Origin of the sequence: Caballeronia choica (genome assembly GCF_001544535.1) — a bacterium.
Lineage (GTDB): Bacteria > Pseudomonadota > Gammaproteobacteria > Burkholderiales > Burkholderiaceae > Caballeronia > Caballeronia choica.
On the sequence record NZ_FCON02000017.1, the window covers coordinates 44,081 to 58,431 of the forward strand.

At 64.2% G+C, this 14,351-nt stretch carries 10 protein-coding genes; 6 read left to right on the top strand and 4 right to left on the bottom strand.

Annotated features, from left to right (window positions below; translation table 11 throughout):
• Positions 1-276 precede the first annotated feature (276 nt).
• The 4 genes from AWB68_RS10530 to AWB68_RS10545 all read left to right on the top strand — a co-directional run bounded on the left by AWB68_RS10530 (position 277) and on the right by AWB68_RS10545 (position 4,200).
• Positions 277-963: an ABC transporter permease gene (locus AWB68_RS10530; protein WP_087644282.1), complete on the top strand. Its 687-nt coding sequence runs from the start codon at positions 277-279 to the stop codon at positions 961-963.
• A 15-nt stretch (positions 964-978) separates the two neighbouring features.
• Positions 979-1,692, top strand: a complete 714-nt coding sequence (locus tag AWB68_RS10535) for an ABC transporter permease (RefSeq protein WP_087644283.1) — start codon at positions 979-981, stop codon at positions 1,690-1,692.
• A 16-nt stretch (positions 1,693-1,708) separates the two neighbouring features.
• Entirely contained in the window at positions 1,709-2,488 is a 780-nt protein-coding gene (locus AWB68_RS10540; protein ID WP_087644284.1) for an ABC transporter ATP-binding protein, read from the top strand.
• A 566-nt stretch (positions 2,489-3,054) separates the two neighbouring features.
• Positions 3,055-4,200 (top strand): porin, encoded by a 1,146-nt coding sequence (locus AWB68_RS10545; protein WP_087644331.1) that lies wholly within the window; start codon positions 3,055-3,057, stop codon positions 4,198-4,200.
• 128 nt (positions 4,201-4,328) lie between these two features.
• Here AWB68_RS10545 and AWB68_RS10550 read toward each other — a convergent pair whose 3' ends face one another.
• Positions 4,329-6,620: a patatin-like phospholipase family protein gene (locus AWB68_RS10550; RefSeq protein WP_087644285.1), complete on the bottom strand. Its 2,292-nt coding sequence runs from the start codon at positions 6,618-6,620 to the stop codon at positions 4,329-4,331.
• A gap of 275 nt (positions 6,621-6,895) precedes the next feature.
• On the opposite strand from AWB68_RS10550, the gene AWB68_RS10555 reads away from it, so the two are divergent.
• Positions 6,896-8,206 (top strand): MASE1 domain-containing protein, encoded by a 1,311-nt coding sequence (locus AWB68_RS10555; protein ID WP_087644286.1) that lies wholly within the window; start codon positions 6,896-6,898, stop codon positions 8,204-8,206.
• Complete coding sequence (locus AWB68_RS10560; RefSeq protein ID WP_087644287.1) at positions 8,203-9,741, top strand: acyl-CoA-binding protein; 1,539 nt, start codon at positions 8,203-8,205, stop codon at positions 9,739-9,741. Before AWB68_RS10555 ends, AWB68_RS10560 begins: the two co-directional genes overlap by 4 nt.
• An 86-nt stretch (positions 9,742-9,827) precedes the next feature.
• On the opposite strand, the gene AWB68_RS10565 is transcribed toward AWB68_RS10560, so the two are convergent.
• From AWB68_RS10565 to zwf, 3 genes are all read right to left on the bottom strand, one after another.
• On the bottom strand, positions 9,828-11,750 hold the full coding sequence (locus AWB68_RS10565) for a bifunctional transcriptional regulator/glucokinase (RefSeq protein ID WP_087644288.1): 1,923 nt from the start codon (positions 11,748-11,750) through the stop codon (positions 9,828-9,830).
• Complete coding sequence (pgl, locus tag AWB68_RS10570; protein ID WP_087644289.1) at positions 11,731-12,432, bottom strand: 6-phosphogluconolactonase; 702 nt, start codon at positions 12,430-12,432, stop codon at positions 11,731-11,733. The genes AWB68_RS10565 and pgl overlap by 20 nt, the downstream gene beginning before the upstream one ends.
• A gap of 156 nt (positions 12,433-12,588) precedes the next feature.
• A complete protein-coding gene (gene zwf, locus AWB68_RS10575; RefSeq protein ID WP_087644290.1) occupies positions 12,589-14,049 on the bottom strand; it encodes a glucose-6-phosphate dehydrogenase in 1,461 nt (486 codons plus the stop codon).
• Between the last annotated feature and the right edge of the window lie 302 nt (positions 14,050-14,351).

The following is a 14,351-nucleotide window of genomic DNA, read 5'->3' on the forward strand; positions in this document are numbered from 1 at the left end:
ACCACTCGCGGCCAACTCCGGCTCTCCTCGCGCCCTGCGCGCCTTCGGGTAAAATACCGCGCGTTTCGCAGGCGGCGCCCCGGGTTGGGTCCGCCAAAGCGCGTCGGCCGGTCGCGCGAGGGGCGTGCAAGCATCCCGCACCGCGCCTCAAAATCGCCGTGCCCCAATTTTGGACGCCTAGAATACCGACCGTCGACGCGGCTCCCACCCGGGCCGGCGCGAACGGCGTCACGGACCATCCACCCAGCGGCAAACCGCACGTCATCAAGGATCACCATGCTTCAAGGCTACGGGCCGCTGATTCTCTCGGGCACCTGGCAGACCGTCAAACTGGCGGTGCTGTCGCTCGCGTTCGCTTTCGTGATCGGCCTGATCGGCGCGGCGGCGAAGCTTTCCAGGAACCGCATCTCGTCGGGCATCGGCACGCTGTATACGACGCTGATTCGCGGCGTCCCCGATCTCGTGCTGATGCTGCTGCTCTTCTACAGCATCCAGATCTGGCTGAACAATCTCACCGACCTCCTCGGCTGGGATCAGATCGACATCGACCCGTTCCTCGCCGGCATTCTCGTGCTCGGCTTCATCTACGGCGCGTATTTCACCGAAACCTTCCGCGGCGCGTTTCTTTCCGTGCCGCGCGGGCAACTCGAAGCGGGCGCGGCCTACGGCATGACGCCGTGGCAGACCTTCTCGCGAATCATGTTCCCGCAGATGATGCGCTTCGCGCTGCCCGGCATCGGCAACAACTGGCAGGTGATGGTGAAGGCGACGGCGCTCGTGTCGATCATTGGTCTCGCCGATGTCGTGAAGGCCTCGCAGGACGCCGGCAAGGGCACGCTGCGGTTTTTCTTCTTCACGCTGCTCGCAGGCGCGATCTATCTGGTGATCACGACCGTCTCGAATCTCGTGCTGATCTGGCTGGAACGCCGCTATTCGATCGGCGTGCGCAAGGCAGACCTATAACAAGCGGCGGACTCCATGCTCGAAATCATCCAGGAATACTGGAAGAATTACCTCTTCACCGACGGCTACCGCATCACCGGGCTCGCCATCACGATGTGGCTGCTGGTCATATCGATCGGGCTCGGCTTCTGCCTTTCGATACCGCTCGCGGTCGCGCGGGTGTCGAAGAACCGGCTCCTGTCGCGCAGCGTGTGGCTGTATACGTATGTGTTTCGCGGCACGCCGCTCTACGTGCAGCTGCTGCTCTGTTACACCGGGCTCTACAGCCTGCAGGTCGTACGCGATCACATGCTGCTCGACCAGTTCTTCCGCAACGGCATGAACTGCACGCTGCTCGCGTTCACGCTGAACACCTGTGCCTACACGACCGAAATCTTCGCCGGCGCGATCAAGGCGACGCCCTACGGCGAGATCGAAGCGGCGCGCGCGTACGGCATGTCGCGGTTCACGCTGTATCGGCGGGTGATTCTGCCGTCGGCGCTGCGGCGCGCGCTGCCGTACTACAGCAATGAAGTGATCCTGATGCTGCACGCCACGACGGTCGCCTTCACTGCGACGGTGCCGGACATTCTCAAGATCGCCCGCGATGTGAATTCGGCCACGTACAAGTCGTTCGAGGCATTCGGCATCGCCGCCCTGCTCTATCTCGTCATTTCGTTCGCGCTCGTGTGGCTGTTCCGCCGCGCCGAGTATCGCTGGCTCGCGTACCTGCGGCCGCAGGGCAAATAAGCCGCAAGGACCGCACATGAATGCACAGTTGCAAAAGCTTTTCGTCGACGATCTCCACAAGCAATACGGCGACAACGAAGTCCTGAAGGGTGTCTCGCTCAGGGCGAAGGCCGGCGACGTGATCAGTGTCATCGGCTCGTCCGGTTCGGGCAAAAGCACGATGCTGCGTTGCATCAACTTCCTCGAACAGCCGAACCAGGGGCGTATCGTCGTCGATGGCGTGGAAGTCCGCACGCAGAAGGACAAGACCGGCGCGCTGAAGGTGGCCGACCCGAAGCAGTTGCGCGAAGTGCGCTCGAAGCTTTCGATGGTGTTCCAACACTTCAACCTGTGGTCGCACATGAATGTGCTGGAAAACGTGACGGAAGCGCCGGTGAACGTGCTCGGGCTCTCGAAGAAGGACGCGGAGGACCGCGCGCGCACGTATCTGGAGAAAGTTGGGCTCGCGCCGCGCGTGGAGAAGCAGTATCCGTCGCATCTGTCGGGGGGACAGCAACAGCGCGTGGCGATCGCCCGCGCGCTCGCGATGCATCCGGACGTCATGCTCTTCGACGAACCCACGTCCGCGCTCGACCCGGAACTGGTCGGCGAAGTGCTGAAGGTGATGCAGACGCTCGCGGAGGAAGGCCGCACGATGATCGTGGTCACGCACGAGATGGCGTTCGCGCGCAACGTATCGAATCACGTAGTTTTCCTGCACCAGGGACGCATCGAGGAGGAAGGCCATCCGCAGGAGCTGTTCGGCAATCCGAAGAGCGAGCGGTTGAAGCAGTTCCTGTCGGGCAGCCTGAAGTGATGCCGTTTTTCTGTAGTTCCTGTAGTTGAAGGTCGGGTTGAAACTCAAAAAAGCGCCGCGAGGCGCTTTTTTTATGTCCACGATTGCCGCGCGGCGCGCCTTTCGCCGTGCCAATTCGCCCTAGCCCTCAAGCGATCGACAGTCAATAGAGTCATTCCTTGATCCTAACCTTACAAAACCATAAAACCCTTGTCCCGCAAGGCTTTAGGCCAAATCCGATGGACCTGGCGCATGGCGCCTGACATGGCGGCATTGCATTTTCGAGACACATGTGTGGGAAACAGCAAATTTCTTTGGCGCCCAAAACGTATTTTGATAAATTAGTAATCAAAGTACCAAAAGGATGTTCACAAAAAGTAGTTTTACTTCAAAAAGAACTGAGGAGACACCGAACCCAACGGTCGGCAGTCGCGTCCCGCGCCACGGCGCCAGTGCGCGGAAACACGGCGTAACTGCCTTCGCGTGTCATTCCTCTGAAAACGATTTCCGGTTGGATGCGCTCGCAACTGGCATCGAACCACACGGCAGCACTTGGGTTCTATTTTTTGACAGGGTTGGAGGAGATGATGAAGAAAGCTTTGCTCGCGGCATCGCTGCTGACGGTCGGCGTTGCGGCTCACGCCCAAAGCAGTGTGACGCTGTACGGTCGCCTGGACGCGGGGCTCGAATACATGACGGGCGTTCCGCAAGGTCCCGCAAATGGTCCCGCCACCAGCAGCACGCACCGTTTCAAGGCGGAAAGCGGCGACTGGGGCACGAGTCTCTGGGGTTTGAAGGGCGTCGAAGACCTGGGCGGCGGCTACAAGGCCGTGTTCCAGTTGGAAGGCAGCTTCAACACGATGACGGGCCAGGGCCCGGGCAACAATGGGATCTTCAATCGCTGGGCGACGGTCGGTATGGCCAACGACCAGTTCGGTACGCTGTTGTTGGGCCGTGAACTGTTTATCGCGAACGGCGTGTGGGACTTCGATCCGTTCGGTCAGTCGAACTGGTCGTCGGCATCGCTGGTGCGTGGCCGCAACTGGCCGCAATCGAGCAACAACGTTTCGTACCAATCGCCGAAGTTCGCAGGCTTTGACTTCTACGGCCAGTACGCGCTGTCGAATGCAACGAACTGGAACGGTAACGGCACGACGCCGCAAGGCCGCGAAGGCGGTGCGCAGATCACCTACACGTCGGCGCTCTTCCAGATCCGCGGCATGTACGACGAAATCCGCAACCCGGCCAACGGTTCGCTCGGTGGCGGTTATGACCCGATCAACGGTGGCAACGTCGGACAGGGCGTCTACGCGTTCTCGCGCGAGTACACGGCGGCATTCAACGTGTTCCTCGGCCAGTTCAAGATCCAGGGCGCCTATCAGGCAATCCGCAGTTCGGGCATGGCGGGCCAGCTGCCCGGCGAACCGACCACGATCGACCACGAATGGGGCGGCGTGACGTGGCAGGCAACCCCGGCGGCAGCGCTGATCGCGGCGGTCTATCACTCGAACGCGAACAACGGCGGCGGCAACGCAACGCTCTACACGATTGGCGGTTCGTACAACCTGTCGAAGCGCACGCTGCTCGACATCCAGCTCGCGACGGTGCAGAACAGCAAGTCGGCTAACTACGGTCTGAACGCCAACAACTTTGGCACCGCTGCCGCGACGGACAACCCGCTTCCGGGTCACAGCCAGTCGGGCGTGTATGCAGGTATCCAGCACTCGTTCTAATCGACGAAGCTGACATAGAAAAGAGTCAAGAGAGTTTTCACGCTGCTGCGAGAGGCGCGTATCGGTGCGGTATCCGAAAGGGTATCGCACCGTTTTTTATTGGGGCGCCGGAAAAGCGGCGTGCCGCATCAGAACTTCGCGCCGAACTGGAGGTAGATGCTGCTCTGCCCGTGCGGCGCCACCGCGAAACCGACATACGCAGGCCCGAACGCCGTCACGGTGCCGACGAACACGCTCAGGCTCTTCTTGAGCGGATCGGTGCGCAGCGCGGACGCGGACTGCGTGACGTTGCCGATCTCGCCCGTCGTTCCCAGGTACAGGTCGCGCACGATCTGCCCGTTCAGCGCGGCGATCTGATACTGATAGGTCAGTTGACCATACGCAAGGTAGTTCCCCGTGAACCGGTTGACACCATACGCCGCGAGATGGCGAAAGCCGCCAAGGGAAAAAGGGTCTGCGGCGTGCTTCGACCCGCCTCCTTCGAATGTTGCGTTAAAACTGTGGCGCCCGAAGCTGGTCGCGCCGGTGGCTGACAGATGCGCAAGCTGGTAGTTGCCGCCCGCGATGAACGATTTTTCGACCTCCGCTTTCACGTAGTACCCGGCACGGGGAAACAGCGCGTTATCCAGTTGATCGATGACAAATTGTGCGCGCGTGAAGGTCTGCTTTTCCGGTTCAATCGTTGACGATGCCAAGCTCAAGCCCTCGGTGGGATTAAAGACGACGACATTTTCCGTCGTCTGCCGGTTGATCACGGAGGCACCGACGCCGACTCGCAACTCGCCCAGGCGGCCAATCGGTGCGGCAAAATCGATACCCGCTTTTGACTCGATACGTCGGATGCGCGCTATCGGCCGATTGTTGTCGGCGGCGATTCCGTCGAGAGCGCCGTAGTAGCTCTCGAACCTTTGAGATATCTCCGCATACGGCGCGATGTAATAGCCGAAACGCTGGAGCACAGGCTGACGCAACTCGGTGTGAAACCCCAATTCCTCCGTGCCGAGCTTCACGTCGTTGCGCCATTCGAGCCCGGACGATGTGATCCACGGCCGCCGGTGCCCGATGTTGAGCACAAAGGCGCCAGTCCCGTTGAAATCTGTCGATACGCCGAGGCCGAACAGCAGGAAATTCGGCCCCCATTCCTTCTCCTGTGCATCGATGCGCAGCCGGTTCTCACCGTTCTCCTCGGAGAACTCGTGCGTGACGCTCGCGAAATAGCCAGTCGTGGCGAGCGTGTCGAGTTGCTGGTTGACCTTTTTCGCATCGTAGGCGTCACCGGGCTTTACGCTCAGGTAGCGCTCGATGTAACCCGCAGGCACGCGGCCGTGGCTATCGATCTCGATGCGGTCGATCTTCGCCTGCTCCCGCCCGGCGGCCTTCGGCTGATGCCCGGCGCGATAGGCAGCGTAGGCCTCCGGCGATAGCGACAACGAACCGAGCCGGGCGGTAAGTTCCTCGGCGGCCGCGCTGCCGTCGCGAATCGCCTCGGGTGCGCGGGTGAAATCGGTAAACGTGATGTCACCGAGATCGGGGCGAATCAGGATATCGGTCGGCTTCAGCGAATCGCGCTGCGCCTTCACGTTCTGCCCGATCAGGATGCCGACCATTTGCTGGGCGACGTCCGCCGGCGAATTGATGTCGCCGCCTTTCTTGAGCGGCGTGCCGATGTCCACCGCGATCACGATATCCGCGCCGAGATCGCGCGCCACGTCGACGGGAAGGTTGTCCGTGAGCCCGCCATCGACTAGCGTCCGGCCGTTCACCTCGATCGGGGAAAACAGCCCGGGCGCGGCCATGCTCGCGCGGATCGCGAGCGGCAGCGAGCCATGATCGAAGACGACGCGCTCGCCGGTTTCCAGATCGGTCGCCACCGCGCGAAAGGGGATCGCCAACTTGTCGAACGACTGGTTCGACGGCACCGGCGCGGTCCATTCCTGCAGCAGCGCGAGAAACGAATTGGCGCGCACGAAGCCCTTGGGCAGCTTGAGCTTGCCGGTGTCGTCGATGCCGGCCGATACCGAGATCGGATAGTCGACCTCATCCTCGCGCAGTGACTGCGGCAGGCTCGACCGGGCGATGCGGTCGAACGCGACTTCGCCGAGATTGGTCGCCGATACGCGGCGCTCGAGTTCCTCGGCAGGCAAGCCCGATGCATACAGGCCGCCGACCACCGCGCCCATGCTCGTGCCGATCACCATGTCGACGGGAATGCGCAGCGCCTCGAGCGTCTTCAGCACGCCGATGTGCGCGTAACCGCGCGCGCCGCCGCCGGAAAGCACGAGCGCGATGCGGGGACGCGCCGGCGTGGCGGCACTGGCGAGCGCGGAAGGCGTTGCGCCGCTGACGGCGTCGGCAGCATGTGCGGGCGCGTTGAAAAAAATCGCAAAAAGGATAAACGACAGCAGAAAGAGATTGCGCATTGAACCGGGTGCGCAAGATTACGCAAAAAAGGAGAACTGACGCGAAAGCAGGTGCAGCGCACCGCCACAGGCGCGGCGGACGCGATGTCCGCCGTACGCGGGGCTTCAAGACAGAAAACCCGCAGCCGTAGTCGAACACAAATCATCCTAAGATTGGTCTTAAATTCTCACTTTTTAGACATATTTAACGTTTAAAGCGAAAATTCAGAACATTCTCGTATTTTTGGCGCCTCCAGACATATAGCCTCGCCGGTTCCACCACAGCAGAGGCTTCCATGCGCCAACGCCCTCAACTCAGCGGCTTGCTCTGGGCAATTCCGTACTTCTTCGCCGCCTACGCATCGGCGATTCTTTCGACCAACGTGGGCCCCGCCGCGTCGATCTGGCTGCCCGCCGGCGTCGCCATGGCCGCGCTGATGCTCACGCGCCCGAACGGCTGGCCCGCCGTGATGATCGGCATCGTCGCGGCACAGACGCTCCTCGGCGTATGGCAGGGCGCAAACCTGCTGCTCTCGCTGGCCGTCTCGCTCGCGCTGATCTCGGCGCCGGCCGTCGCGCTCGCGATCGTCGTGCGCTTCGCGCAGGTGCCGCTCCACGGCCTGTACTTCCTGCGCGCGCTGTTCTTCGCGGCGCTCATCGAAAGCGCGCTGGCGGCCGCCATCGATACGGCGCTGCTGTCGGACGGTTCGGCGTTCTGGCCGAGCTTCCAGATCCGCGCGTTCGCGCATTTCGTCGGCATCTTCGTCATCACGCCCGTCTTCACGACCTGGGCGCGCTTCCGGCCGACCCGCTCGACCACGCAAGGCGTGGCCGAGCGCGTGATCGGCGCCCTCGCGTTCGTCGCGCTCGTGCCGTGCGCGCTCATGGTGTTCGGCTGGCTCTCGAATGACTGGGCCGGCCAGCACTTCGTGATCGGTATGAGCTATGTGCCGCTCGTGCTCTGCGTGCTTGTCGCGCTGATGTGGGGCGCGCGCGGCGGCGTCATGTCGGTGCTGGCGCTCGCGCTGATCGCGCTCGGCCAGACGGCGTCGGGTCGCGGCCTGTTCGGCAGCACGCCCGACGACCCGTCTCTCTTCGGCGTGCAGATGTATCTCGGCGTGGCGTCCGTGCTCGTGCTGCTCACGACCACGCTGCGCGGCCACCGCGAACGGGCGACGGAAGACGCGTCGCGCTGGCGCGCCAACATGGAACTGGCGCTCGCCGGCAGCGGCCAGCTCGTCTACTGCTTCGACACGCGCACCGGCCGCTTCGAATGGGGCGGTGATCTCGAAAGCATCGCGGGCCGCTCGCCCGAGGAATTCGCGACGCTCGACGCGGTGCTCGCCGCCGTTTCGCTCGACGATCGCGCGCGCGCCCGCGCTCGCTGGCTGCGCGCCGCCGACGGCCAGCCGACGCGCGAAGCAACCTTCTGCCTGCACACGCCGCAGGGCGCGCCGGTCTTCGTCACCGATACGAGCCAGCCAATCGGCGACCTCGATGAAAGCACGGCGTTCATCGCCGGGACGTGGCGCACCGCCCGCGCCGCGCAGCAATTCGCCTCGGTCGCCAGCGCAGCACGGCTCCATCCGAAAGCGGAGGCCGTATGAGCACCGGGCGCACCGCTGCGTTTCTGATCCATGGGCTGGGCGGCACGCAATTCGACCTCGGCTCGATGCACAAGACGCTCAGGCGCGCGGGCATCGACACGCATTCGCTCACCCTCCCCGGCCACGGCACCACGCCCGAAGACCTCGCCGGCGTGCGCGCGGAAGCGTGGCTCGCGGCCGTCACGGCGAAATATCGCGAAGTCGTGATGCAGTACGACACCGTGCACGTCATCGGCATGTGCATGGGCTCGCTTCTCGCGCTCGCGCTGTGCGCGCAGGAAGGCCACGCCCGCGGACGCCTCGTCACGCTCGCACCGCCGATCTATATCGACGGCTGGGCTACGCCGTGGTATCGCGCGTTCCGTCATCTGATGTACTGGTTGCCGTTCGTGCCGAACCGCATGCGGGTCGACGAGGACGAGCCGTTCGGCATCAAGAACGCGCTCGTGCGCTCCATCGTGAAGGCGAAGTTCGAGCGCGGCGACAATTTCCACTATCGATGGGTGCCGCTTGCCTGCATCCGCGAAGTCGACCGGTTGAGGCGAATCGCGAAGCGCGGCGCCAGGGCGCTGCGCTGCGACACGCTCGTGATGCACGCCCGCGAGGACGAGTTGACGAGCCTGAAATCGGCGTACTTCCTGCGCGATCACGTCGAGCGCGCGGAAATCGTCGTGCTGGAGAACAGCTATCACCTGATCTGCGTCGACAACGACCGCCAACTCGTCGCGACGAGCATCCTGCGCTTCCTGGGCCTCGATCCGGCCGCGGCCGACAAGCCGGCGGCCGAGGCGGAGCCCGACGTCCCGATGGCCGCCGAGGAAGTGCGTGCGCTGGCGGCACGCTACATGAGCGCGATGAGCGCGCGCCAGTTCGAAGCAGCGCTGCCGCTCTTCGCCTCGGAGGTGGTCTGGGAGCAGCGGGGCGTCGGGCCGCTTGCCCGCGACTACGCAGGACGCACCGCGCTGATCGACCTGTTCTCGTCGCTGCTGGACCGCTCGGACGGCTCGTTCGCCGTGCAGTCGTTCGGCGAGCCCCGCTTCGAAGGGCAGACGGTCACCGCCGATGTCGCCTTCACCGCGACGCGCGCCGGCCGGACGTTCCACGGCGCCGCGAAGCAGACGTTCGTCCTGCGCAACGGACGGATTTCGCACGTCGTGTACGAACCTGACGACGCCGCCGCTGAAGCCGCGTTCTGGGGCAGCGGGTCGGAGGCCGCGCCCGTGTGTGACACGCCGTCGACCGAACTTGCCGCGCTCGGCGGCGACGCGTTGCGCCAGCGCTTCGAGCGGGCGCAGTCGAGCGTGAAGGCGCTTGCCCGCCGACCGTCGAACGACATGCTCCTGCGTTTGTACGCATGTTACAAGCAGGCAACCGACGGTGACGCGTCCGGCGCACAGCCATCCGCACTCGACCCGAAGGCGCGCGCGAAGCACACGGCGTGGGCGAGGCTCGCCGGCGTCGACGCGAACGACGCGATGCGCCGCTACGTCGCGCTTGCCGAGCAACTGGACAGGGAAACCGTCGAAACGGCCTGACTTCGCCGCACGTTCATATGACAAAGGCCGTCGGTTCGCACCGGCGGCCTTTGCTTTTGCGCCCTGCTCTTTTGCAACGAAACGCGTCAGTCGCGCGCCGCGCCCGATGCGCCGTGGCTCAGCCAGTCGAGCACCGCGCCCGCTTCCTCGTCGCCGGAATCGCGCACCTTTTCGACCGTCTCGTTCAGCTTGGCGCCCGGCTTCGGCGCCGCGCGCCGGATCGCCACGCCGACCGCGAGGATATCGATGATGACGAGATGCAGGATGCGCGAAATCATCGACAACTGCGACTCGCGGATCTCGATGTGGTCGGTTTCGAGCGCCACGGTCGCGCGTTTGGCCAAAGGCGTGTTGCTCGACGTGATCGCGACGACCGTCGCGCCCTGCTGCATCGCCACTTCCAGCACGCGCAGCAACTCCGGCGCGCGCCCCGATTTCGACACCGCCACGATCACGTCGCCCTTGCCGAGCAGCGCGGCGGACGCCGCCTGCATGTACAGGTCGCCGTAAGCGATCGTCGGAATGCCGAAGCGGAAGAACTTGTAGTGCGCGTCCTGCGCGACGATGTTCGAATTCCCGAGGCCGTAGAACTCGATGCGACGCGCGCCGTTCAGGATGTCGATCGCGCGCTCGACGCTCTCGAAATTGAGATGCTCGCGCAACTGCAGGATCGCCGATACCGTGTTGTCCAGCACCTTCGCGCCGAAGTCGGTGGCGGTGTCGCCGAGATGCACCTGGCTGTGGCTCACCGGAATCGTGCCGGTCAGGCCCGTTGCCAGCTTCAGCTTGAAGTCGGACAGCCCCGTGCAGCCGAGCGACCGGCAGAAGCGGATCACCGTCGGCTGGCTGACGTCGGCCTTGCGTGCGATGTCGATGATCGGATCGTTGATGATCGAGCGCGGATGATTGAGCGCGAGATCGGCGACGCGCCGTTCGGCCGGCGTGAGCGCATCGCGCATCTGGCGAATCCGCTCGAACACCGCCGACGAGCCGCTGTTCGCGCGGTTCGACAGTTGCTCCGCGAGAATCGCCGAGACGCCGAGGAATGCCGGATATTCCGCGGTGATGACATAGGTGGGAACGCCCGACAGATACTGCTGGAAGCGCCCTTTCGCCTCGAACCGCTCGCGGAATGGCGACTTGTGGAACAGTTCGCCGAGCTTCAGCACGACGCCGCCGCCGATGAAGATGCCGCCGAGCGCGCCGAGCGTCACCGCGATATCGCCGGAAAACGTGCCGAGAATGCCGCAGAAGCAATTGACCGCTTCGAGCGCGAGCGCTTCGCCGTCGTGGGCGCGCTTCGTGACGTCGGCGCTCGTGAAGGGTTCCGCGACCGTCACGCCGTCGCGCTCCGCGAACGTGCGATAGATCAACTCCAGCCCCGGCCCCGCCGCGACGCGCTCGAACGACACATGCGGCCACTTGCGGCGCGCGTGGCGCAGCACCAGGTCTTCATTTTCGTTCGACGGCGCGAAGCTCGCGTGTCCGCCTTCGCTGCCGAGCGCGATCCAGCGGTCGTCGGCGGGAATCAGGCCCGAGACACCGAGCCCGGTGCCGGGCCCGAGCAAGCCGATCACGCTGTTCTGCCGCCGCGCGCCGCCGCCGACCTGCACGCGCTGCGCGTCGGTCAGGCCCGGCAGCGCCATCGCGAGCGCGGTGAAGTCGTTCACGACGAGCAGCGTATCGAACCCGAGCGCGCGGCGCGTCGCCTCGATCGAGAAGCTCCAGTCGTGATTGGTCATCGCGACGTGATCGCCGTCGACCGGATTCGCGATCGCCACCGCCGCGTGGTTCACGCGCCCGACCTTGGTGTCTTTCAGATACTGCTGCATGACCTCCGCGATGCCCGGATAGTCCGCGCCCGCGTACACGCGAATCTGCCCGATCTCGCCGGGCGCCGTCTCCAGCGCGAAGCGCGCGTTGGTGCCGCCGACGTCGGCGAGGAGTCTCGGCCCGTCGGCATGCTGGTTGCCGGCCGGCGCGGCCTTGCTATGCACACCAGTAGACATCGAGCTTGACTCCCTGAGCATTGGCCAACGTCGAGATGGCGTTTTTTTGCGGCGCGGCGAGCGCCGCGTTCAATACGTCGAGCTTCTTCTGTCCCGCGATCAGCAGGTAAAGCTGGCCGACCTGCTTCAGCGCCGACATCGACAGGCTCACGCGCGCATGCGGCGCGTTGCCCGGATGCACGGCGATGAAACGGTCGGCGGTGGTGATCGCGACGTCCCACTCGGGGGCGTCGGCGAAGATCGACGCCGTGTGGCCGTCCTCGCCCATGCCAAGCACCGCGACATCGGGCAGGCGGCGCTGCGCGTCGCCGTTCAGGTCGGCGATATGCGTTTCGAGCGCCTGCGCCGTGTCGACGAGCGGCCAGAAATACGCCGCGCTCGCCGCGTTCTGCAGCAGCGTCTCGCGCACGAGGCGCGCGTTGCTCGCGGCATCGGTTTCGGGCACCCAGCGGTCGTCGACGAGCGTCACGTCGATGTGCGCCCAGTCGAGCGCCTGCGACGACAGCGTCTGCAAGAAGGGACGCGGGCTCGTGCCGCCGGAAACGGCGAGCGTCGCATGATGGGCGGCGTCGGTGGACGCGGCGCCGCGAGCCGCCAGCGACGCCTGTAGCGCGTCGCCCACGGCTTTCGCCAGCGCGTCCGATTGGGCGCGCGGGTCGTCGAAAGTGTGAAGCTCGATCACTGCTCCTCCATCCTGCATTGTTTTGATTTGATCAGCCCGCCGCGCGGATGCGGCGGCGGGTGTACTCCCCGGCTCGGTTCTGCGCTTTATTGTCGTCCCGCTATTGTGTTCTTGATTCGTAAGCTTCACTGCGGTCCAGCTACCGTTGCGACCGCTTCAATTCTCTTCTTCGAGCCAGCAAGTGCCGTGCTGCGCCAGCATCGCGCTCGATGCAGCCGGCCCCCAGGTGCCCGCCGCGTAAGGCTTCGGCGGCTTGGTCGAGACGGCCCATTCGTTCAGGATCGGCTCGACCCAATGCCACGCCGCTTCCTGTTCGTCGCGCCGCACGAACAGCGCGAGGCGCCCGCGGATCACGTCGAGCAACAGGCGCTGGTACGCCTCCATCTGCCCTTCCTTGAAGAACTGGTCGAATGCGAGGTCGAGGTGCACGCTCGCGAGGTTCATGCCTTCGCCCGGCTGCTTCGCGAGACAGTAGAGACGGATGGTCTCGTTCGGCTGCAGGCGGATCACGAGGCGGTTGGCGCCCGCGCGGAGCGCGTTCGCACCGAGCGCCGAATGCGGCACCGGCCGGAAATTCACGACGATTTCCGCGACCCGGTCGGCCAGTCGCTTGCCCGTGCGCAGGAAAAACGGCACGCCCGCCCAGCGCCAGTTTTCGATCTCCACCTTCAGCGCGACGAAGGTCTCCGTGCGGCTGTCGGGGCGCACGCCGTGCTCCGTGGCGTAACCCGGCACCGAGGTGCCCTTGATCACGCCCGCGTGATACTGGCCGCGCACCGCGACCTTGCTGATGTCGCGCTCGTCGACGGGCTTCAGTGCCCGCAGCACGCGCAGCTTTTCGTCGCGGACCGAATCGGAATCCATCGAATGCGGCGGTTCCATCGTCACGATGGAAAGCAGTTGCAGCAGATGGTTCTGCACCATGTCGCGCAAGGCGCCGGTGTTGTCGTAGAAATCGCCGCGGGCTTCCACGCCGAGCTCTTCCGCGATCGTGATCTGGATGCTCTCCACCCACTCGCGGCGCCAGAGCGGCTCGAAGAGCGCATTGCCGAAGCGCAGCGCGAGCAGGTTCTGGACCGGCTCCTTGCCGAGATAGTGGTCGATCCGGTAGATCTGCTCTTCCTGGAAGATCTCGCCGACCGCGTCGTTGATCGCGTTCGACGATTCCAGGTCGTAGCCGAGCGGCTTTTCCAGCACGATGCGCGCGTTCTGGTTCAGGCCGACATCGGCGAGCGCGCGGCAGATCGGGACGAACAGCGACGGACCCGTCGCGAGATAGAACACGCGCGTGCCGTCGAGTTCGGCCACCGCGTCGCGCAGGATCTTGAAGTCTTCCGGATTGCCGAGGTCGATATGGACGTACTCGACGCGCTCGAGAAAACTCTGCCACGCCGCTTCATCCACGCCATTTTTCGCGACGTGCGGCTTCACATGCTCCTCGACCCACTCCAGGTAAGCCGCACGCGTCTCGACGCCGCGCGCCACGGCCACGATCTTTCCGGCCGGCGCGAGCATCCCGGCACGGTGCGCTTCGAAGAGTGCCGGCAGGATCTTGCGCATCGAGAGATCGCCCGTTCCGCCGAACAGCACAAAGATGAAATTCGAATCGGTTTGCATGTGTCTCCGTCATCCAGAGGAGGACCGTAGTCCGATAAAAATATTTTTGACACTGAATTGTAGTTTAACTACAATCCAAATCAAGAGGTAATGTCATCCCGGAATAAAAAGCTTATGTCAATCAGAAGATGAGCGTTTTCCCGAGGTTGACGTTTTATTTGCATGGTAATGGACGAAAACAGGGCGTCGGACTCGAATCCGGCCCTGCGGAACCCGCGGCACCGACGCTTTGGCGTTCCGCCGCGCCGAAAGTCCGTTTTTCAGCAACCTCGTGCCTTCGCGCCTTCACCCTGGCTTGAGCG

Bases quoted from the DNA above. Each gene is read 5' to 3' on its own strand.
- AWB68_RS10530 (WP_087644282.1), top strand. From the start codon at position 277: ATGCTTCAAGGCTACGGGCCGCTGATTCTCTCGGGCACCTGGCAGACC.
- AWB68_RS10535 (WP_087644283.1), top strand. From the start codon at position 979: ATGCTCGAAATCATCCAGGAATACTGGAAGAATTACCTCTTCACCGAC.
- AWB68_RS10540 (WP_087644284.1), top strand. From the start codon at position 1,709: ATGAATGCACAGTTGCAAAAGCTTTTCGTCGACGATCTCCACAAGCAA.
- AWB68_RS10545 (WP_087644331.1), top strand. From the start codon at position 3,055: ATGAAGAAAGCTTTGCTCGCGGCATCGCTGCTGACGGTCGGCGTTGCG.
- AWB68_RS10550 (WP_087644285.1), bottom strand. From the start codon at position 6,620: ATGCGCAATCTCTTTCTGCTGTCGTTTATCCTTTTTGCGATTTTTTTC.
- AWB68_RS10555 (WP_087644286.1), top strand. From the start codon at position 6,896: ATGCGCCAACGCCCTCAACTCAGCGGCTTGCTCTGGGCAATTCCGTAC.
- AWB68_RS10560 (WP_087644287.1), top strand. From the start codon at position 8,203: ATGAGCACCGGGCGCACCGCTGCGTTTCTGATCCATGGGCTGGGCGGC.
- AWB68_RS10565 (WP_087644288.1), bottom strand. From the start codon at position 11,750: ATGTCTACTGGTGTGCATAGCAAGGCCGCGCCGGCCGGCAACCAGCAT.
- zwf (WP_087644290.1), bottom strand. From the start codon at position 14,049: ATGCAAACCGATTCGAATTTCATCTTTGTGCTGTTCGGCGGAACGGGC.